13 protein-coding genes and 1 tRNA gene are annotated in these 21,609 nt (G+C 39.1%); 3 read left to right on the forward strand and 11 right to left on the reverse strand.

The genetic code is table 11. The features are described from left to right. Nucleotides 1-12: 12 nt before the first annotated feature. The 3 genes from PLZ15_02200 to PLZ15_02210 all read right to left on the reverse strand — a co-directional run bounded on the left by PLZ15_02200 (nucleotide 13) and on the right by PLZ15_02210 (nucleotide 6,393). The gene (locus PLZ15_02200; protein ID HOI28545.1) at nucleotides 13-1,083 is read right to left on the reverse strand and encodes a PorV/PorQ family protein; all 1,071 of its coding nucleotides are present in this window, start codon (nucleotides 1,081-1,083) and stop codon (nucleotides 13-15) included. Between the two features lie 43 nt (nucleotides 1,084-1,126). After that, nucleotides 1,127-3,352, reverse strand: a complete 2,226-nt coding sequence (locus PLZ15_02205) for a T9SS type A sorting domain-containing protein (GenBank protein HOI28546.1) — start codon at nucleotides 3,350-3,352, stop codon at nucleotides 1,127-1,129. Nucleotides 3,353-3,525: 173 nt separating this feature from the next. Then, complete coding sequence (locus tag PLZ15_02210; protein ID HOI28547.1) at nucleotides 3,526-6,393, reverse strand: TonB-dependent receptor; 2,868 nt, start codon at nucleotides 6,391-6,393, stop codon at nucleotides 3,526-3,528. A gap of 296 nt (nucleotides 6,394-6,689) precedes the next feature. On the opposite strand from PLZ15_02210, the gene PLZ15_02215 reads away from it, so the two are divergent. Continuing rightward, nucleotides 6,690-7,940, forward strand: coding sequence for a hypothetical protein (locus tag PLZ15_02215; protein ID HOI28548.1), 1,251 nt, complete (start codon nucleotides 6,690-6,692; stop codon nucleotides 7,938-7,940). 375 nt (nucleotides 7,941-8,315) lie between these two features. On the opposite strand, the gene PLZ15_02220 is transcribed toward PLZ15_02215, so the two are convergent. The 3 genes from PLZ15_02220 to PLZ15_02230 all read right to left on the reverse strand — a co-directional run bounded on the left by PLZ15_02220 (nucleotide 8,316) and on the right by PLZ15_02230 (nucleotide 9,956). Beyond that, nucleotides 8,316-9,479 carry a M23 family metallopeptidase gene (locus PLZ15_02220; GenBank protein ID HOI28549.1) on the reverse strand — a complete coding sequence of 388 codons (1,164 nt, stop codon included), beginning with the start codon at nucleotides 9,477-9,479 and terminating at the stop codon, nucleotides 8,316-8,318. Between the two features lie 151 nt (nucleotides 9,480-9,630). Next, nucleotides 9,631-9,717: transfer RNA gene (locus PLZ15_02225), tRNA-Ser, on the reverse strand. Then, the gene (locus PLZ15_02230; GenBank protein ID HOI28550.1) at nucleotides 9,696-9,956 is read right to left on the reverse strand and encodes a GIY-YIG nuclease family protein; all 261 of its coding nucleotides are present in this window, start codon (nucleotides 9,954-9,956) and stop codon (nucleotides 9,696-9,698) included. The genes PLZ15_02225 and PLZ15_02230 overlap by 22 nt, the downstream gene beginning before the upstream one ends. Before the next feature lie 205 nt (nucleotides 9,957-10,161). Between PLZ15_02230 and PLZ15_02235 the strand changes: the two genes are divergently transcribed. Next, entirely contained in the window at nucleotides 10,162-11,988 is a 1,827-nt protein-coding gene (locus PLZ15_02235) for a glycoside hydrolase family 13 protein (protein ID HOI28551.1), read from the forward strand. Between the two features lie 32 nt (nucleotides 11,989-12,020). On the opposite strand, the gene PLZ15_02240 is transcribed toward PLZ15_02235, so the two are convergent. Genes PLZ15_02240 through PLZ15_02260 form a run of 5 tightly spaced genes read right to left on the reverse strand, consistent with a single transcriptional unit; the run spans nucleotide 12,021 to nucleotide 19,428 of the window. Next, the gene (locus PLZ15_02240; GenBank protein HOI28552.1) at nucleotides 12,021-12,179 is read right to left on the reverse strand and encodes a DUF5989 family protein; all 159 of its coding nucleotides are present in this window, start codon (nucleotides 12,177-12,179) and stop codon (nucleotides 12,021-12,023) included. A gap of 41 nt (nucleotides 12,180-12,220) precedes the next feature. Continuing rightward, complete coding sequence (locus PLZ15_02245; protein ID HOI28553.1) at nucleotides 12,221-14,788, reverse strand: cellulase family glycosylhydrolase; 2,568 nt, start codon at nucleotides 14,786-14,788, stop codon at nucleotides 12,221-12,223. A gap of 15 nt (nucleotides 14,789-14,803) precedes the next feature. Then, a complete protein-coding gene (locus PLZ15_02250; GenBank protein HOI28554.1) occupies nucleotides 14,804-16,207 on the reverse strand; it encodes a glycosyl hydrolase 53 family protein in 1,404 nt (467 codons plus the stop codon). A gap of 15 nt (nucleotides 16,208-16,222) precedes the next feature. Continuing rightward, the gene (locus tag PLZ15_02255; protein ID HOI28555.1) at nucleotides 16,223-17,203 is read right to left on the reverse strand and encodes a DUF4249 family protein; all 981 of its coding nucleotides are present in this window, start codon (nucleotides 17,201-17,203) and stop codon (nucleotides 16,223-16,225) included. Further along, nucleotides 17,200-19,428 carry a TonB-dependent receptor gene (locus PLZ15_02260; protein ID HOI28556.1) on the reverse strand — a complete coding sequence of 743 codons (2,229 nt, stop codon included), beginning with the start codon at nucleotides 19,426-19,428 and terminating at the stop codon, nucleotides 17,200-17,202. The genes PLZ15_02255 and PLZ15_02260 overlap by 4 nt, the downstream gene beginning before the upstream one ends. A 128-nt stretch (nucleotides 19,429-19,556) precedes the next feature. Here PLZ15_02260 and PLZ15_02265 point away from each other — a divergent pair, with 128 nt between their 5' ends. Continuing rightward, complete coding sequence (locus PLZ15_02265; GenBank protein HOI28557.1) at nucleotides 19,557-21,560, forward strand: GDSL-type esterase/lipase family protein; 2,004 nt, start codon at nucleotides 19,557-19,559, stop codon at nucleotides 21,558-21,560. Nucleotides 21,561-21,609: the final 49 nt, after the last annotated feature.

Here is a 21,609-nt window from a genome sequence, read left to right on the forward strand (position 1 = left end):
CTTGGCTCTTTTTTAATCGGCCCTGAATGAAATCGAAAAACGGTGTACAGATTCCAGAATTTCACCGAATGGATCATAAGCGTAACCAATATCAAAACCACTGTACCGGAGACCGACTCCGAAGGTATAACTTTCTTCATCATAATTGAATTTGTAACCGCCTCTCAATGATATAATATCCATAAATGTAAATTCCAGTCCGATATTATGCTGCATATCATAATCCCTTGGATGCTGAATCTGATAAGCAACGAGCAGTTTCATACTATCATCTTGAAGGAAAAGCGATTCGCCCGGAGCGATTAGATAGGCCGATACGCCAAAAGCAAATGTCTGCGGTATCGGGAAAGATTCTCCGTTAATTGTTTTAGTGATAAGCGAGTCATTAGGTGAATCTACTCCAGGTTTATAATTCTGATTTACCTGGATAACGTCTTTCTTATCTAGGAATTTTACTTCGCTAAGACCAAAGTTGTTTATTGAGCCGCCGAGCTTGATTGATTTATATCCGGTTTCGTAAGTAAGACCTCCGTCAAAAGCAAAGACCGATGACTTTGCAGCAATCAAATCTTCGCGTACATACTTCAGCGAAAGACCAAAGTTGAATTTATCAGTAAGTTTTCGCGCTAATGAAACACCTATATACTGAGCTGAAGGATTTATTATCTGCCCGGTAAGTCCCGGATTGAAATAAGTATAATCGTCGCTGAATTTTAGGTGGGCGACATCAGTTACAGCAATCTGTCCGTAATCCCAGTAAGATCCGAATACACCAATTGTGAAGTATCCCAGATTAAATGCAACTGCAGCCGAGTAAATTTTTGTGTCAATAAACCAGTCCAGATGAGATAGTTGGATTTCATAATTGTTTATTTCAGCAATCCCTGCCGGATTGGAGAACATCGACTCAGCTCCGTTGACAAACGAAACAACTGATTGACCCAGTGCTGTGGTTCTTGTACCCGGCATAACTTTCAGGAACTGAAATGAAGTTGTACCTACCTTATTCTGGGCATTTACAATAACCGCAAAGAAGATTAGTAAAACGGTTGTAATCGATAAAATTTTTATTTTTCCATTCATAAGAAGTACCCTTATAATTTTTGAATAAAATACCAGTTACTGGTTATTTTATTACAATAAATTTTCCGGTTGATTTATCCCCTTCCGGCGTTGTTACGACAAAATAATAGAGACCCGATGCAAGGTCCTGATGATTGATCGTAACCTGTCCCCAATTATTTGAATATACTGGTTCATCATGTTCAATAGTCATAACTCTCTGACCAGCAGTAGAGAAAATATATATGGTGCATTTTTCAGGCAGACCGTAGAATCCGAGCATCCTTTCGGCATTGTTACCGGTAAATCCTGAATTAAGGACAAAAGGATTAGGAACGACATAAACCTGTCCGAGTTTATCTACCGCTCCAATAGTCTTTTTAATTTTCGTAATATTAGTCTTACCGCTCTCGTTCCCATGCTCATCAAGAGAAGTAACTGAGTAAAATTTGGATTCCTCAATTTTAAAAGTTCTGTCTACATCTTCGAATTCGTAAAGATCATCCTCATTCAATGAGTTGCGATTAACTGTACCCAGCAATTTCCAGGGTCCCATTTCATAATCGGATCTGTAAATTTTAAAGCCGGACAATTTACCAGAGACTCTATTGGCATAAAGATTTTCAAACTCTTCAACCTGTTTACCCCAGTTAACTCTAACCGTTCCTGTTGAAGTACTAACAATATCAAGTTTAGGGGCTGGAATAGGTATCGGGATATTATACACACCGGCATCGGGATTATTTTCTGGCCAGCACTGGGGATTACCTGAAGCCCATGTCTCCGGCAGTGGAATCTGCTTTCCGGAATAGGCTTCGAATGCTTTATGAGCAACATCCTGAACTGTTCTTACATTTGAATTTACGTAATCTGGATAGCCGTAATCATTAAGATAATCCATTGTTTCGGCTGTAATTCCACCTCTCGTAACTTTGATACGCTTGTGCCAGTCTGTTCCTTTAACTGGTTGAAGCTGGGGTCCCGGAATTCTACCGCCAACAACATTATGACTACGTCTTGCACCGTAACCGACAACTTCGGCAACCGCAAATTTAATTTTCTGACCGTGTTCAAGTTTATAAGGACCAAACTGCAGAGAGCGGTATGGATGGTCGTTATCTTTATCTCCCCCGCCTTCAATAATCGGCTGCATCCTTCCGATCCATATAAGATCTGGAACCCATATATTTTTAGTATTTTTATCGGGGGTCGGATACATAGTGCCCCAGCGATCATCGAGACGATGAATCTTCTCCCATATTTTATCAAGGAAAGCCGGATCTTTACCCTGATAGCATCCCCACGGTTGTTTAGGTCGTCCATCCGGATTAAGATTAACTGAATTACCTGTCGAATCAACATTTTCTATAAGTTTATTCTGGACAACCTGAATAGATTCATTTCTATCGGGATTATTGTAATCAATAATTTCGAGTTTATTGGTATCATAATAAAGCATCGCAAACCCTGCAGCAGCCGGGGACATCAAACCGCCTCCATATAGTCCGGTTGTAGCGTACAATTGAAAGTTTGCCGGATCCGGTTCGGGTCTTCCTGCTAAAAGTGTGTCACCTTTAACAGCAAGCACCTGATTATACTGCATCCAGTAGGACGGATCCCAAAATGCGGTCTGATCTTCCCTTATTACCCATTCATAATTGTAATAGCGTTGTGAGCCGTACATATTAGGAGACATTCCATAAACAAATTGAACGAGTACATCAACCAGAGTTCTCTGAACATCAGAAACACCGTCGCCATCCAGATCGCCTGTATTTTCAAAAGTATATTCATGGATTATCATATCATCGTAATCAGGGAATGACCACTGGCGTGAAACTCTAGTAACTGTAACGCCTAACCCTCTCGACTTATCCTGGTCGCTCATGGCCCATTTTGTAATAACCTTCAGTTCAGCTTCGTTGGGATCATAACTTGGATTAAGGGAGCCATCTTCACGAACTGGGAAATTCTCAATTCTCTCAATGGACTGCCCACTCAAAGGATAGGTCCATCTTCCCCAGGGAGCTTCAACATTTGAACCCTTACCAACGCCTCCGGCAAATGAAGCAAGTCGGTTACTGTTTGGACCAAGGCCCCACTGCCCGGGAACATTTGCAGAAAGATAAATCGCGCCTCCAAAACTGTTTTGCATTCCTGAATATTCAATCGAATTGTAGGTAAAGGCAGAACGGGGAGGCCACTGCATGAACGGTAAGTCTGTTTTTCTTATGTCAAGGTTCCATGCCTGGCTAAGCATTCCCGAATTGAATATAGTTTGCCAGAGCATTCCCCTGTTCATAATTTCATACGCTTGCTGGTCGTAGTTGCCAGATTGACCAAAACTGCCTGAGGAAAAAAACCCAAACAAAAATACTAGCAGCAAAATTAAATTCTTAGGTTTAATTATATTCATTTGTCCCTCATTAATTTTCATTTCATTTTTATAGAAAGAAGGTGCCATTACAGTCTCATCTCAAGACCAATTCTGAAATAACGCGGCATATTTCTATAAATTGTTTGTTCCATACTCACTTTGTATCTGTTAGCATAATAGTCTTCTCTTCCGCCGCTTTCTTTCCAATCGTACCAGACCAGACTTTCCCTTTCGCCGTTTTTATATCTCTTAAGCAGATTCAGTTCACTATTGTCGTCGAATACAGCTGAATTGAAAACTTTCTGATTCAGAATGTTAAATCCTTCAAGATAGATCATATATGTTACGTCTGCAATTTTGAAAGCCTTCTGAACTCTGATTCTAAGATCAAATTCATCCGGCATTCTCTTGTTGTAAATAAGTCCGAGAAAATGATCGTCATCGGTATAAGGCTGACCGGACTGGAATCTGAGGGTTGCAGAAAAATTCATATGCCCGAACAAATGAGTGCCGAATATTTCGGGACCTTCATCTTTATCTGTACTGTAGCTAATATTGGCAACAAATCTGTGAGTTCTGTCGTAATCCATTAAAATATCTTTTGGACTTCTCTCCGTCTGTCTTTTAGCATCTTCGTAAACTTCAACTATATTTTGGTCACCTGGATCTGATGCTTTGCCTGTGGAAATCTGATAATTATAATTAAGGTAAGTTTTGAATTTACTGTCCATTTTTTCAAGATTGACGTGAAAACCTCTGATATTTGCATAGTCGAGATTACCATATCCCACATAGAAATCTCCGGTGTTGCTAAAGAACGCAGCTTCATGCACTAGATCTTTAACATCCTTGTAATAAGCACTTACATCGAGAGTAATTCCAAATGGCAATCCTTGAACTATACCAACATCATATGCATTAGTTCTTTCGGGTTTCAAAGTTGGATTACCTATTCTGTTGAATTCAGTTTCAGAAATCCACGTTGTATAATAAATCCTGTTGAAACTCGGGCGCTGAACGAAAGCACCGTAGTTTAGATGAAAGACAGAATTCTCGGAAATCGGGAAGGAAACACCAAGACGAGGTGAAAGATGGCCAATGAGTTTTGTGTTTTCTGTTTCTCCTCCGATTCTTGGTCTGAATTGATCAACAAAGTAGTCAGTATTGAAATTATAGAAGTCGTACCGCAAACCGAAATTGGCAACCATTCCTTCAAATTCCATTTTATCCTGCAAGAAAATTCCTCCTTCAAACGGGTAAGCTGTAAAACTAAGAACTGATTTTTCAGTAAATGATTTAAGGTTGGATTCTCTGTATGCATTCAAATAATAGCTGGATAACTGAACACCGGCTTTTATCATATTACCCTTATCAAGCTGGCTGGTAAAGCTGCCAATGAAACTATAGGTCGTACTTTTTTCGTATCCCCGGTTAAGCTCCATGTTATTTGCAGTTCCGAATGGAGTATTTCTAAATCTACCCACATAACTTGTCTGCATGCCTCCGATTCTTTCTCCATTGGCAGCATCATTTCTATATTTATCGGGATCAAGATATTCTGGGTTTTCATCTTCGTAAGTACTAAGTACTTTAATACTTACATTGAAAAAGCTGGAATTGCTGAGAACCCCATTATAATCGATTCCGTATAATTTGGAATTTTGAGTTTCTTTGGGTACTGCAAATATTCTGTCAAACCAGGTGTCAGGATCATCGTCTACATTATTTCTATATCTGTCGTTGAAAGAAAAAGATAATGTAATTTTATTATTCTTATCGATATTTGTCGTCAAATTGCTTAGCCATTGACGGGTTCTGTCCTGAACAGGAGTGGGAACAATAGGAGTTTCATCCTCCTGTCTGGCAGCAACAAATATCTTAATATTATCTGAGACTGGTCCGCCAGTAGAAATATCTATTCTGTTTGTAATCGGTATAAGATATTCAAGACCAATATCCCTGGCCATCATAATCCAGTCTTTCATTGCGAATGTAGCAAGCCGAAGGCTATCGGCATGGCTTGCAATATATCCATCGGGCCAAAAGTTGAAAAAATCTTTAAACATGGCATCGCTTGTTGAAAGCTGTGGGTCCTGGTTTTTGAGCCATTCGTATGCATTACTGAGTTTATCCCACATAGGCATATAATCGGTAGAAAATGGATTGCCGCCCCATGTTTTGTAGTGAGGAAGCTCTAATGAATAAGCGAGTCGCGTCTGCCAGATATCACCGCCTTCCTTAGGAACCATATTAACAACACCGGATTGAGCGTTACCGTATTCTGCGCTAAATCCGCTGGTAAAAACTTCGACCTGCTGAATACCTGTTACGATTGGTGAAAATGCCTTGCTGGCACTAATAGGATTATTGATAGAGGCTCCTCCAAGCAGGTAGAGAGATTCACCTTCTCGGCCGCCTCGAAAATGATCGTCAACAACATCGGCCTGTAACGCAATAATGTCTTCCACATTATTTACACCGGCGATGCTCTCAATTTCGTTAATATTGAAGACCTGTTTAGTAGAGGTTCTATCTACTTCAATTTTAGGAGCCCTGAAAGCGGTAATTACAACTTCCTGACTCTGGAATTCCTTCGGTTCAAGTGCAAAATCAACAACAGTAGTCTTATCAACATATACAAGCACCTGAGTTTTAATAGATTTGCCGTAACCAATAAAACTTACAGTCAAACTGTAAGAACCGGGCCGGACATTTAGGATATAATAATATCCGTCAAAGTCACTTGCAGTACCTATCGTCTGTTGTAAAGGGATTTCGACACCATTTTCCCATGAAGCAGTAATAAGTATGTTTGCTGAAGGAAGCGGTTCACCGGTTTTCGCATCTGTGATTCTACCGGAAATCTTGCCAGTTTCACCGGCAAATAGGTTTGAGAAAAGAAATAAGAATACTGCGAAGGTTATTAGTTTAGGCATAATGCCTTTTTTTACCATTTAATCCTCCACCATTTTTTGATCTTTTATACTGTAATAATACCTTGTGGTCTTTTGAAAAATTATAAAAATCTTTACTGGTAAAAAATTTTTCATAATTATCTCTGAACTGAAACCAATATAGATAAGGAATACTATTCAAACAAGATAATGACGGCTTAATTCAAGCTACGAACATGCTAATTGCTTAAGAAAATATTCGAAAAAACTACTTTTTACCCTACTTTGAAAGCTATGATTTATTAAAAAAAATATTAACTTTACCGGCGAATTTAATAATATGTAAGTGCGCTCTTATGATCCATGAATCCGAAAAAGAAGTTGTTCTTAATCAGATACTCAATAGTCCCGAGTTTCACGAATCGAAAAGACACCGAGACCTCTTAAAGTTTCTTGTTCAGGAATCATTTAAATCTGAACCACTAAAAGAAACTACAATAGCCCATGAATTTTTTGCAAAAGATTCCAGTTTCGACCCTACAAAAGATACATCTGTAAGAGCATATATCAGTGCTTTAAGAAGAAAGCTTGAGCACTATTACTTAACAACCCAGGATGTTTATTTATATAAATTGGAAATTCCTAAGGGTCAGTACCACGTACAGTTTACAAAAGTAGGTTTTAAAGATAAGAAACGCTTCAAAATACCGGCATCTGTATTTATTTCGGCAATTCTGATAATGTTGGTTATTATTTTTATTCAGTGGATTTATCTGCCGAAAGAAAATGCAACAGTTCCCAGCACATACAAAATCCCAAATCCAATATGGGAAGATATTCTTCGCGGGAACGAACATCCAATAATGCTTGTCTTTGGGGATTATGTTTTCTTATCAGAAAAGGAGTCCGATTCCAACAGAGAGATATTCATTAGAGATCCCGCCATAAATTCAGAAAACGATTTTAGAAGATTTATAAAAGATAACCCTGATTATTTAAATAAATATTCATTACTTAATTTTACCTACCTGCGACAAAGCGCATACCTGGGTATGGCCGAAATTATTCCGACATTACTTTCGTTTAAGAAGAAAATTGAGTTGAAATCAGCATCCCAATTGAAGTGGCAGGATTTCGAGACTCATAACATAATTTTTATCGGACCATTAAAAACTCTGCACATCTTAAATTCCACGTTAAAACAGACAACTATTAAATTTAACATCTACCCTCCTGATCTGTTTATAGTAAATGAGAAAGGAGATACTATTTCGAATTACCAATTAAGATATTTGCGGGGCGGAAATTACCAGAAGGATTACGGAACACTAATAAAGCTTGAAGGCCCAAATAAAAACAAGATACTAATACTTGCCGGATTTGGAGAAGCAGGAGTAATGGATGCCGTTAAACTGTCGATAGACCCTCAACTGATATCTAAAATTGGTAAGTATGAAAAATTAACTTCCAAGGATTCCATTTTCAACTTTGAGCTAGTGACTGAACTTGAAGGTGTGGACCAAACTGTATTCCATTCAGTAGTAAAATATTTCAATCTTATTAAATCGTCCATTGATATTAAAAAAGAAATTACATCTTCAAAATAGTTTTTACTATTAATAATAGATTGATTGTTTTGTTTCTATTCTTAGTTGAAAAAGTGAGCGAGAAGCTAAAACAAATAATGCCCGTACCGCCACTAGTTACTCCTTTAAATTAGCGTGATTGTAGACAGACTTCGATCTCTTAAAATAACAGACCATGAATTTCTCTGGAATATCAATAGTTTTGCGTATCTATCTTCCATAGGCGGGGAGAGTCAAGGATTCGTTGCATTCTTTAATTTTTATTTGTTTTTAGTTCGTATTAGCAGTTTTTGGAGAGTTATGTCCTAAAAGTGTCCCACATTTTTGAAGCTTTATTATATCAGAAATCCCAGAATTTGTTTTTTGGAATCTGATTCTGGGATAAAGTTTCATTATTCATTTAAGATTATATACGCCCCAATTTTCCACTATTTCATTCTTACACTCTATAGGTAATGGCAGAGTAGTATAAGTACCGCCAGCTTTTCCAACAGAACCAGTCTTTTCTAATGAATCTATATAATATGGAAGTCCTTCAGAAATATAGTATGGATAATCTGAATGTAAACCAAAATGAAGATGAGGTGCATAAGAAGCCCCGGAATTTCCTACTTTACCAATAAGCGTTCCCCGATCAATTATTTGGCCGGCTTTTACTGTTATGCTGTTCGGAATTAAATGGGCATATACGGCATATCCTCCGGCAATAAACATTACTACACTATTACCTTCACCATTAAATAAATTCAAATCGCTTGAAACGGTTCCTACTGGTGCTTGATCTGGCATCCCATCTTTTACCGAGACTACCTGTCCATCCGCAACAGCATAAACATTTTGTCCATACACATACCAGTTTGAACAGATTTTACTATCTCCGCTATATGCATTTCCGGCAGCATCAATTTTATTCCAATCGACAGAGAAACGTGTTGGAGCTGTTGTTCTACCTTTATATGTAATTTGAGATTTGGGATGATGATTATCAAATAATATTGTTGTTCTTCCCGAAACATATCTTTCTCCTCTTAGAGGAGGAGAAATTATTGGAATGGATTTTTTAAGAACCTCTGTTTCTTTTCCTTCAATAATTTTCTCGATATTTCCTTTAATCAGAACCAGCCTGTTTATTATTTTTTTGGGAACGGCAGTTGGATCCATCGCCAGTCCTACGCTAAACCGATAAGTAACATGTTGACTCTCTCCAGGATAATAATAAAAATCATCGGGTATACTCTCCTGTGTGGGTTTGTGTATGAGTAAATATTTGTTTGTATCCTTAATACTGCAAAGCATAGATTTGTTGGCGGCATCAAAGACCTGGAAATCTTTGAGATCATATCCATCCTTTTTAAAATTGGAAATCTCCACACTATACAGAAGATTTACTTTACCATTAGTAGATTTAACTTCCTGGGGTTGGTAGGTTACTTTTAGCTCAAAATTAGTATCTTCAGGGGTTGTTAAGAGATCATCCTTTTCGGAACAGAAAGAAAACACTGATATTATTGAAATCCAGGAAATAAAAAATAAAACTGAATACAATTTTGAAGTTTTCATTTGTTGTATTCCGCTATCTAAATATTTGTCTGATTCTATTAAAGTAATGTTCACTATTATTAAACAATTTAATAATAATAGCTATAAGTGTCCCATATTTTTTTCGGCATTTTTACAAACAAAAAAGTCCCGATTTCTCGAGACTTCTCAGCGGAGAGTCAGGGATTCGAACCCCGGATAGGCTTGCACCTATAACGGTTTTCAAGACCGCCGCATTCAACCACTCTGCCAACTCTCCAGTTTTAATAATTGCTTAAATTTTATTCCGCTCTTATATGATTTTATTTCCAGTTCTCTTTTATATGCTTCAGATCTCGTTAAATAAGTTTCTGTGTAAATGATCGACCAGGGAATATAAGTTTTTGTTGATTTTGTTCTTCCCGAGTTATGTTCGTTTAACCTATTTTGCAAATCTGAAGTGTGACCAATATAAAACCTTTCTTTTACTAAACTTTTTAAAACATATACGTAATACATCTCAAGACCGCCGCATTTCCCGCTTAGCGGGATCTCGCTTTGCGATGACAACCACTCTGCCAACTCTCCATAAAAGAAACCTACAAAAAGCGGTTACAAGAATACAAAAATTCCTAAATATTCTCCATGCCCGTTCTACTTTTCCTCAGTTCTTTCAGGCCAAATAAATATATTTGAGACATTATTTAACCCTTCTGAGGCTAAAATGAAAAAATACTTGCTTTTATTATTACCTCTAATAATCTTCAATTCCTGTCAATCCAAAAAAACAACAGAATTTAACGAAGTTCCTGCCTGGGCAAAAGAAGCTGTCTGGTACCAGATATTCCCAGAACGGTTTTCTAACGGTGATACTAACAATGATCCGGCTCCAATAGATATGGAAGGCGCTTGGCCATATTTCACTCCCGAGGGCTGGCAGATTCATCCCTGGAATTCCGACTGGTATAAACTTCAGCCGTGGGAAGCCAGTCTGAATAAAAACTTTTATGATATTGTAAACATCAGGAGGTACGGCGGAGATCTTCAGGGCGTGATAGATAAGCTCGATTATATTAAAGATCTCGGCATTACGGCAATTTATCTCAATCCGATTTTTGAATCCCCCTCGCTCCATAAATACGATGCGACTTTCTACCATCATGTAGATAATAATTTCGGACCTGACCCTGAAGGCGACAGAAAGATCTGGGAAAATGAAAACCACTCCGACCCATCAACCTGGCAATGGACTTCGGCAGATAAACTATTTCTGAAACTTATAGATGAAGTTCATAAAAGAGATATGAAAATTATTATTGACGGAGTATTCAACCATACAGGTACACAATTCTGGGCATTCAAAGATATTGTTAAGAATCAGCAGAGTTCTCAATTTAAAGATTGGTTTATTATTAAAAAATGGGATGATCCAAATACAACGGAATCAGAGTTTGAATATGCGGGATGGATGGGTGTGCGTGATTTACCGGAGATCAAAGAAGATGAAAACGGGTTAGTAACCGGTCCGAGGGAACATGTTCATGCGGTTGTAAATCGCTGGATGGACCCGAACGGGGACGGGGATCCATCGGACGGAATTGACGGATGGCGCCTTGACGTAGCTGAAATGGTGAATCATAATTTCTGGAAGGAATTCAGGAAATGGGTACGTGAAATAAATCCAGAGGCATACCTCGTAGGGGAAGTCTGGTGGGAGGACTGGAACAATTATAAAATGTTCAACGCAAAACCATGGCTCGGCAACCAGTTCGACGCTGTAATGAATTACAGGTTCACACGCGCTGTTAAAGATTTTGTGCTTGCGGATAAAGTTAAAATAGATGCAACTACGTTTGCCGATTCAATTAAAAATATAATGAGCAATTACGGTGATAATTACTATGGAATGATGAATCTGCTTGGAAGTCATGACACAGAACGTTTAGGTTCGCTAGCTGTAAATCCAGACGGCATGTACGACCACCGGGGAAATGCGAGAGACAATAAAGATTTCGATGTGCGGAAACCAAATGACGAAGAACTCAAACGGATTAAACTGGCATACGGATTACAGTTCACAATGCCGGGAGCGCCTCAGGTATATAACGGCGACGAGGCCGGAATGTGGGGTGGAGATGATCCCGACTGCCGTAAACCGATGGTCTGGGACAATATGGAATTCGAAACAGAAACTGCTCACCCGATCGGGAAAAACCGTCAGCCGGATCCTGTAACATTCAACAATGATTTATTCAACTGGATAAAAAGCCTAACAAAGATACGTATGGAGAACAGTCTGATTTCGCTCGGCTCTCCCGAATTTTTTGTAATTGATAATGATTCGAACATTCTTAGCTACAGACTGAAAAATAATGATGCAGAAATTGTAGTGGTTGTAAACAGGAATTCTGAACCGGTTGAGATAAACACATTATCGGTTAAGTTTCTGGAGGGCAAGAGTAACTGGAAAGATTTGATTTCAGGATCGGAAATTCAATCGGGAAATAATGTTATAAAATTAGACGCCTACGGAATTTTAATTCTGAAGTAGAGAAGAGAATAAGACGGGAGTTCGCTCCCGTCTTAAAATATCGCATATATAAACGGAGCCAGTGCCGAGCCCTTAGTAAGAACAATTAATCCTCCCAGCAGGATCAGGAAGAAAATGATCGGCATAAGCCACCATTTCTTGTTTTTCATCAGAAAGGACCAGAGTTGCGCTACAGTAGATAATTTGCTCATCTATTAATTACCACTTTTTTTTTCATAACAAATTTAACAAACTATTTCAGAATTATCGATTCAATTTCAAAACTTGTTTCATTACTGCCTGCGGATCCGGGAGCGATCAATTGAATGAAGTTCAAATCCTTCAGTACTATCTTTTCACCGGGTTTATTAGTTCCGGGCCAGAATTTGGGTAAAAATCTGGGATATGCAAACGGCATTATCAGCAGGTCACCTTTATCGAATTGTGCAATTGAAATTTCAATATCAGTCCATTCATTTTTCAATTTTATTTGAGACCTGAAACTTTTTCCGTCCACGGTCAATAATCCGATAATTAAATCAGTTTCGCCTGCATCAAGTCCCCTCCCTTTCACAACAAGTCTGGAATACAGATTAACCGAACTACCAAGCTGTCCGATCAATCCGGAAACCGAATGCTGAAGCGCAAACGGGACTTCATTATTCCGATAATATTTTATATTCACAGCAAACGATTCAGACAGGCTGTAAGCTCTTGAGCTAAAATCCGATCTATACGTCATTCCTTTTGTGAATGGGGGCAGGACAAAATCCTTCTTATCGCGGTTAACATCGAGAACGGCAAAAGGAATACCGGCAGGCAGTACGCTTACTTTCCACAAATCACCTGAATAAAAATCCCAGGTATTAGGGGACTTCTCTATTCCTCCTGGAAATGTAATTATTCCTTTATCGGTCTCAATTGCAACACAATACTCCCAGAAACCTTCTTCAAGAGTTTTGAGTGAGTCGGCGAGCAGATAAGTAAATCCTTTCTTTTTTGAAAGCGGAAAATTTGCGAAACCGCTCCAGCCCGACTTTTTAACAAAAAGAGATGCGTTGATAATTCTTTTATCCGAAGCAATTTCAAAACTGAACTTAACCGGTTCGCTGACGGGCATATTTTCACTACTTTTATTTACAATATAAACCTGATATGAATGATTCCGGGGCTGAAAAAGACCAGAATAGAATCCGGGTAATGATAAGTCAGCTTTGATTCTGCTGTCTTCCCTATTCTCTTTTGAAAGTAAATATATACCGGGTTTAATCGTAAATGAATTATTCCGCGCCTCCGTTTCAAACTCATTATCCGAAAGTGAAACGACTCCGAATTTAGAACCAAGATCCGGAAGTTTAATTTCAATTCTTCTTTCATTCCAGAATAATCTGGCTGACTGTTTATCGATACTTACAGATTGAAAAGGATCATGGAGCCAGAGAACGTCCGGATTAATTTCGAGCCGCCATGTACCGTTATCAATCTTATCAAGAAAATAGGCACCGGTTCCATCATAATTAACAACCGGCGAAGAACCGACTCCGGCAACCTGCGTAAGAGTTTTAGTATTCTTCGGAGCAGTTAAAGTATTATTCGTATAAATAAAGAGTGAATCACTATTCAATTCGCAGAGGTCGTCTTTGTAACTAATCCGGAAATCTCCGAAACGGTTATTCTCCGGGAAATCCCCGTAAGATTTTTCACGCGGCAAAAGCTGAAATACTTTTGAAGCCAGCAAGAGCCCAATTGCTTTTGAAGGAGTGTAGAGGAGATTTACGAAATGGGTGGGATACTCGGTATTACTCCATGCAATCTGAACCGGATCGTAGCTGAACATCGTGGCGAACTGCATACCTGCTTCGCGGAAACTCCTTGCCATCGCGGGATACATAAAAGAACCGGGAATATCGGCAGCATCAAATTCATAAACCATCTTCGATTTATTATTAAATCCCTTCAAATTCCCCGCGGGAATAAGGTACTTATTTACGTTTAACAGATAATGACCCTGAAGTGATTTGTTATGAACCAATCCGGTCGGATACCACTGAAAAGTAATCCCCTGAACATCAGCATCAAGAACAGCCTGCGCCTGTTCGTCGCTCCAGTTCTCACTGATATTATAAAATACAGGTTTCGTATAGCCGTTATCCCGAATTACATTTATCATCCCGTTGATGTATTCTGTAACCTCATTTGCATTTTCCGGATGAAACGGTTCGTTAATAATTTCCATCGCGATTATTGAGGGTTCATTCTTATAGGAATTTTTTGTATAGGGATTAACATGATCCATAAATTGTTTAATATAATTTTTCTGGGCGGCACGCGCATTCTGATTTGTTACTAGCTGAAGTTTTGGGTATAGCTGAGAAAATCCCGGCGCGTCCCCATCCGGTTCCGGCCATCCGGTTCCCCACCACGCGATAGGTGTAATGATAGTTTTAATATCCCGCTTCGCAAGTTCCGAAATAAGGTAATCGAACAGGTCGAGATGCTCATTTAATAACAGGTTTCCGTCATGGTCGGATATTTCCCTGTCCCACACATGAACCCTGAATGCATTAAATCCGAGCCGGACCATCTGCTGAATATCCAGATCAATTGCGGATTTAAGAGAGACGCCAAGTTTTTTGTGCGCCCTGAAGGAATACGCAAATGGTGTTGTGTAATTGACACCGAAGAGCGAGACCTCTTTGTTCGATCCATTCCACCGCATTATACCTGACTTATCCACATATACATCAGTTTGATTGTCATTTTGACTGAGAAGTATAAGTGAGGTAAAAAAGAAGAGTATTAGAATTTTTATTCTAATCATATCATTCCGCTGAAGTTATTTTAAATAGATCATTTTACGGGCTGATGAAAAATTACCTGTGTTCAACCTGTAAAAATAGAGACCGCTTGATAACCCGGAATCGATTGCTGAAAATCGGATTGTATAGGAACCCGGACTTTTAACTTCGTCAACGAGTCTAACAATTTCCCTTCCGATAAGATCATAAACAATAATTGAGACATTCGACTCATCCGGAATACTATAGTTAATTGTAGTTTCAGGATTAAAAGGATTTGGATAATTCTGATGTAAAAAGAAGTGTCCGGGTACCGTGTAATAGTCCTCAGTGATTGAATTACTCAGATCCATAAACGCATCCAAAGATTGAAGCGCTTCAGCTTCACGGTTTGAGTTGGTAAAGCCAAAAGTCGCAACATTTTCCCATACAGAACCCCGGCCCGGAACTGATATATCTGCCGGTTCCCAATAAAAAAATCCCATTCCTTTGTTATTGTTAGTTTCCTTAATAATCTCCGAAAGTTTCAGCAGGAAATTTTTCTGTCCTGCCGGAGTTGCAGAATAATTCGGGATTAATGTTGTCCCCGGGCCGACTAGATTAGTTTTGCCGTCATTTTGATATCCGGTTGACCAGGGATAGGCAGTTTCAACAATTATGATCTCCTTATTGTAACGGGAAGCCACTGTATTCAAAGTTGATTTGAGATCTGTTAAATTCCCATGCCACCATGGATAATATGAGAGTCCGATAATATCATATTCAACGTTCTGTGCCGCGATAAGGTCATAAAAATATGTAACGTTACCGGAATTTCCGTTAAGTAACGGTATGTGAATCATTGTTCTAACAGTATTTGATCCCGCGGTTTCGCGGACAGCACGGATCCCCTCTTTAAGCAGCTGACCGAATTTTATTTTCTGTCCGTTGAAGTCCGGTACATTATATAACTTTCCGTCGGGCCAGAGCATACCGCCCGAAATTTCGTTTCCGATCTGGACCATATCGGGCAGTGCATTCTGAGCGGCTAAAAGATTCATGACCCGCTTAGTATATTCATAAACGCTATCTTTCAGCTGATCAAAAGTAAGATTCTCCCATGCTTCCGGTTTCGTTTGATTTCCTGGATCAGCCCACGTATCGGAATAATGAAAATTGAGAAGGAATTTTAGTCCTTTCTCCTTTATCCGTTTTGCGTAGGTAATAGTACGGGACAATCCGTTATACTGATTATCAGGAGTATGCCAGAGACGGAGCCGGACATAATTAGCGCCGCTCTCTTTGAAGATATCGAGTACGTCTTTTACTTCCCCTTTCAATTTATACTTACCGCCCAGATCCTCTATTTGCGGAACGGAGGATAGATCAGCTCCGCGTATATATTCCTGCGCAGTAACCGGAAAAGAGAATAGGATTAATATCAGACTTATTTTCTTTAGCACAGATATGAACCTTTACTATTTTTCGCGAAGGTAACCGAAATTGTTAAGCAGGTACTGATCCTCGAACCTGATTGTAATTTTAGAATATGAATATGAACCTAAAAATCCTAATCCCCCGGACATATTGGAAATCTGAGTTGGGAGATTTCTAATTGTAAATCCATAGTCATACAAAAGTCCAGCAGAATAATATCTTGTCAGGTATTCATCCATAACAAAGACTTCAACTTCCAGAGGAGCGATAGAATACCTTCCTTTAGCAGTGTTGCCAATCGAGATCTCCTCGAGAGTTTTTTTCAATAATGCCCTGCTGAATTTAATATCGTTATTGAAATTGCTGAGAAAGTAATTTTTTAAAGTATCGTTTCCGGAGACATTAATTTCGAGAGGGACTTCTTTTTCATAACGTGTTTTGGATCCGTCGGTTTCTTTATAGAAATAGACAAGTTTCACTTTACCCATTTTTACAAGTTCTGTGGGTGAATTATTCCACGCGACAGAAATATTTACAGTATCTCTTCCGATAAGCGGACCGGGTATGAATGGCGTGGTGCCGTCGAATGTAAAGGAGACCGCTTCCGGAATCCTGGTCTTAGATGTAACTACTTTCCCGTCGGGCATAACAGCTTTCACTTCAACTTCATTGCCGCTCAGCATGGGGAAATTTTTTAAATAATAATATTTCGCCGGTGTACCGAATCTCTTATTAATCAGATTGTTATCGGTAGTATCCCTGAAAAGATACTCGGTATTAGCGCCTGAATATTTCAAATATATTTTTGCGCCGGCAACGGACGGATCGGTTTTGAGGTCACCGGGATTAAATCCTTCCACATCATACACTTTAGTAACCGTGGCAGTTTGAATACCTGAGTCACCTCTTATAATTATATTAACAACGTAATCATCCGGCAGCGGAGCTTTTGGAGAGACATTTTCTTCGCACGACCAGAAGAGAAGCGGAACGAGCAATATCGTCAAAAATAGATTTTTCATATTTCAGCTTTAATTGTGCCGGTAAGCATAAACGGAAGCATATTTATTCGCTTACCGGTGTTCTGTTCAAAGTAATAAATATTTTTTCTGTTGTAGAGATTAACTGCGCTTAAATCGAAACTTAATTTCATGAATCCAAGGTTGAATTTTTTAGAGAGCATCAGGTCGAGCCGGTGATAGTCAGGCAATCTTCCGCCGTTCTTTTCCTTATAGTATTGAACATGAGTAACGTTGTCAAACAAATTCCCATTTCTCAGAAAGTCGTTCATACTGAACTGATCATAATACCCGTACTGCAGAGTAAAAGGATTTCCCGAATGATAGCTGAAGACACAGGAAAAAATAATTTCAGCCGGTAAAGTGTAGGAGAGTGAGAGATTAAAATTATGACGTGAATCGAATCTTGGTCTATATTTAATACCGTTCACTTCCTTAAATGCCCAGCTAAGAGTGTAGCCGGAATTAAATTCGAATCGGCTGTTTTTAAAATTGAATGATAATTGAGAGCCGTAGGATTCCCCGTGTGAAGGGATTAACTCCGGATCGGAAGCAATTGTTCTGTTTTCATTCAAAGAGGACGAAGTATAAATTTTTCGGTAATATCCCTCCAGATCAAAATTTATATTATCAGAAAGGGCTGCTGAAATACCAAGGATGTAATGAGCTGCCCTGGATTTCTCCAGGTAATCGGGAATAATTACTACCGGGTCGAAGAGGGAAATAACCTCCCTTTCGTCGTAGATCGTTATCAGTTCCTGCTGAAAAATTCCGTAGGATCCTTTTAGAGTAACCGCATTTGTTACTTTATAGGATAAATTAACTCTCGGTTCCAGGAAATCCCCTTTAGCAGCCAGATTTTTCAGATTAGCTCTGATTCCGATATCAGCACCAAAATCCGGAAATCGTAAAAATTTATAATTGATATACGCGTTGGAACTTAATCCCTCCGAACCGACATCGGCACGAAAATCGAATCGGTTTAGCAGAAACATTTTTGAGCTGATCGATTTTATATCTGCACCTATTCCGAATTCATCTTTATTATCCAGGACATACAGAAAATCCGTCGAGATAGTAAAGTCGTACAGCTCATTCAGTTTCGGTTTTATTTCACCTTCCTTCGATATAATTTCGTTTTTAAAAGCACTGAAAGAAATATTGAGATCAAGGAAGAAAGGAACCGATCCGACAGTGAACACTTTCAATCCGATCAGGCTGTTAGTCCATCTATAATCCGGCCGGTCCGGTTCATCGTATTTAAGATTATCCTGACTGAATAATCCCTGCAGAGTAAATTTAGCGCCCGAGAAAAATCCGGGATCGGAAATATTCAGTTTGAATGCCGCATCGTAGAAATCGACCGGTACATCAGAATTGAGAAACTTATTCAGAATTTTATTTGATGTACTTCGTCTAACGGTTAAATAGAACGATCCGCCCGGTATCGGTCCTTCAATCATCCCTTTAAGGGAAAGAAGACTGGCACTTACTTTTCCGCCGAAATGATTTTTGTTGCCGTCCCTTGTACCGATTTTCAGAACCGACGAGATTGCACGGCCGTTAGGAGAAGGAAACCCTCCTCTGAAAAACTCGGCATTATTAACGAGGTCAGGATCAACAACACTGAATAGTCCGATTGCATGGTAAGGATAATAGAGAGGAATGCCGTCGAATAAAACCTGGTTCTGGTTCGACTCGCCGCCCATGACATTAAACTTTGCAGATACGTCGCCAGTAGACTGAACACCCGGCATTGAGACAAGAGACCGAAGAAGATCGCTTTCAACTCCTTTCGGAACAGATTCAATCCGACCGGAGGTTATTACAATTTTGCCGAGGTCCGGAACATTCTCTTCCGGTTTAAGGTACTCGATTTTTTCAACGGTCTGCAATTCAACAGAAGAAGGAGCGAGCAGAATTTCCAGTTCGGTAATTTTTCCAGGAGAGACAGCAACATTAAGGATTTTCGATTTATACCCTATATACGATACGACAAGTGTATATCGCACATCAGCAGGTACAGAAGGGATTACGAAGTAACCTCTGTTATTAGTTGATGTTCCCGCATTAATTTCCTTAAGCAATACATTTCCGAACGGAAGGGATTCCAGATTTGTGGAATCCTTAACAACACCCCGTAATATTCCCTTCTCCTGAGCAGAAATGAGTGAAGAAAAGAAAAAAAATATCAGAATTAAACCGATAAATTTATTTTTCAGAATCATATATAAAACCGGTAAAATATTTTTCTTTAATAATCAGTTAAACTAAAATAAGTCTATTATCCCTAACATTCCCGGTGAAAAAGGGGTCCGTTTTCTTGGTTCATTTTTATTATTTTAAGGGGAATAATTTGAGGATTAAAAGCCCGGTGGCCTTATCAAACAAGCAGAAAAAATTTATTGAAAAGCGGCGTACCAAACTCAGCGCGGAAAAACTGGCTGAAACTCTGAATGCGGATTTGAATGAAGTAAAGAAATACATTGAAGATAATCCCGCTCAGAAGACTCCTTTTTATTTCTATCTGATTATGATCTTCATTCCGGTAATATTTTTTGTTCTGCTCGAATCAGGATTGAGATTATTTAATTACGGATATGATCTTTCGATGTGGGTGGAGGCGGCACCGGGGAAATATATGCTGAACTGGGATGTTGCCCGAAGGTACTTTTACACCGTTAACACAAATCCCACATCAATAAACGATATATTCGATATTGAGAAGAAGGAGACTTCGTTCAGGGTTTTTGTACTTGGGGAAAGTTCTGCCGCCGGATATCCCTACATGCCGATGGGTTCTTTCTCGAGATATATACGCAAAAGGCTGGAACAGAATTATCCGGGTAGGAACATTGAAGTTGTCAATATCGGCCTTACAGCAATAAACTCATATACACTTAAAGATTTTGTACCGGACGTGCTCGATCAAAAACCGGATCTGGTACTTATTTATACGGGCCACAACGAATATTACGGAGCGCTTGGAGTCGGTTCTCAGGAATCGGTTTCCAATTCCCCGTTTCTTATAAACCTTCTATTATATCTGAACGAGTTTAAAACTACACAGCTTATCAGGGATTTTCTAAAATGGTTTCTGGAATCAATAACGGTTGAGAATTCGGATCCGGCAACCGGAACGCTGATGTCCCGAATGGCGGCAGAGAAAGAGATTGAATTCAATTCGGAAAAATTCCGGGCAGGTCTGAATCAGTTTGAATTGAATATGTCGGATATTATCAGGATGCTAAAAGAAGAAAATGTACCCCTCATAATATCGACGCTGGCAAGCAACTTAAAAGACCAACCTCCTTTTATTTCTATAAACAGCGGGAATAATCCCCCCGCAGACAAAATTTTTTCAGAGGCAAGGCAGGAATACGAATCGGGTAATTATACTTTAGCCGACTCACTTTTCAGGTTAGCCAAGGATCTGGACGGATTAAGATTCAGAGCCCCGGAAGGAATAAACCATATTATTAAGAATCTGGGGAAGGAATTTTCCGTACCGGTTGTTGACGCGGATTCGTTGTTTAATTCATTGAGCATTAACAGTATTGCCGGTGATAATCTGATGACAGATCATCTCCATCCGAACCTGGAGGGATATAAACAAATCGGGAAACTATTTTACGAAGAGATGAGGAGATCGGACTTTCTTCCGAAAGATATCAAAGAAAAATATCCTTATGAAATTCAGCATGAGATGGCTTCGGGGAAATTTGTTTTTTCCACATTTGATTCTACAGTTGCAGATTATAGAATACGGGTATTAAAAAACGACTGGCCGTTCAACGATCCGAAAATGAAGAAGGATTACTGGACTATTTGCAGGCCGAAGAATTTTATTGATACAATGGCCGTTAACTTCATCCTCGGCAATAAAACCTGGGATCAGGCTGTAGAGCAAATTGCAGATATAAGCCTGGGAAGGGACGATATAGATGGATTCACAGAACATATGAGAGTATTGATTTACCAATATCCGATTGTAATAGAGTTCTACGATAAACTGGAGAATATAACGCTCGGATATTTAAAGAGCAGGGATTATGCTAAAGCAGAAAAGATATTAAATCTGGAGTATGAATTAAAACCAAACGCATTCAGTACAAAATGGCTCGGACAGATTGCGCTGAATTCGGGCAAATTGGAAGAGGCCATTAAACTTCTGGAAGAATCGATATCATATTCAGGCAATGATGAACAGGCATTGTATAACCTGGCTGGCGCATATGCCCTGGCTAAAAATTATCAACAATCCTATGAACTTCTCACAAGTATTCTGTCAAGAAATCCAAATCATTTAGGCGCTCAGAATCTGGCAAATCAATTAAAACCGATGGTTCAACAAAATTGAAATGATAAAAAAACCCGCTTATTCAGCGGGTTTTTTTATAGGATATAAA

It is taken from the genome of Melioribacteraceae bacterium, assembly GCA_035362835.1.
Classification (GTDB): domain Bacteria; phylum Bacteroidota; class Ignavibacteria; order Ignavibacteriales; family Melioribacteraceae; genus DSXH01.

What these genes read in the sequence shown, in the direction of transcription:
- PLZ15_02200 (HOI28545.1), bottom strand. Translation starts at nt 1,083, where the DNA reads ATGAATGGAAAAATAAAAATTTTATCGATTACAACCGTTTTACTAATC.
- PLZ15_02205 (HOI28546.1), bottom strand. Translation starts at nt 3,352, where the DNA reads ATGCTCTGGCAAACTATATTCAATTCGGGAATGCTTAGCCAGGCATGG.
- PLZ15_02210 (HOI28547.1), bottom strand. Translation starts at nt 6,393, where the DNA reads ATGGTAAAAAAAGGCATTATGCCTAAACTAATAACCTTCGCAGTATTC.
- PLZ15_02215 (HOI28548.1), top strand. Translation starts at nt 6,690, where the DNA reads ATGATCCATGAATCCGAAAAAGAAGTTGTTCTTAATCAGATACTCAAT.
- PLZ15_02220 (HOI28549.1), bottom strand. Translation starts at nt 9,479, where the DNA reads ATGAAAACTTCAAAATTGTATTCAGTTTTATTTTTTATTTCCTGGATT.
- PLZ15_02230 (HOI28550.1), bottom strand. Translation starts at nt 9,956, where the DNA reads ATGTATTACGTATATGTTTTAAAAAGTTTAGTAAAAGAAAGGTTTTAT.
- PLZ15_02235 (HOI28551.1), top strand. Translation starts at nt 10,162, where the DNA reads ATGAAAAAATACTTGCTTTTATTATTACCTCTAATAATCTTCAATTCC.
- PLZ15_02240 (HOI28552.1), bottom strand. Translation starts at nt 12,179, where the DNA reads ATGAGCAAATTATCTACTGTAGCGCAACTCTGGTCCTTTCTGATGAAA.
- PLZ15_02245 (HOI28553.1), bottom strand. Translation starts at nt 14,788, where the DNA reads ATGATTAGAATAAAAATTCTAATACTCTTCTTTTTTACCTCACTTATA.
- PLZ15_02255 (HOI28555.1), bottom strand. Translation starts at nt 17,203, where the DNA reads ATGAAAAATCTATTTTTGACGATATTGCTCGTTCCGCTTCTCTTCTGG.
- PLZ15_02260 (HOI28556.1), bottom strand. Translation starts at nt 19,428, where the DNA reads ATGATTCTGAAAAATAAATTTATCGGTTTAATTCTGATATTTTTTTTC.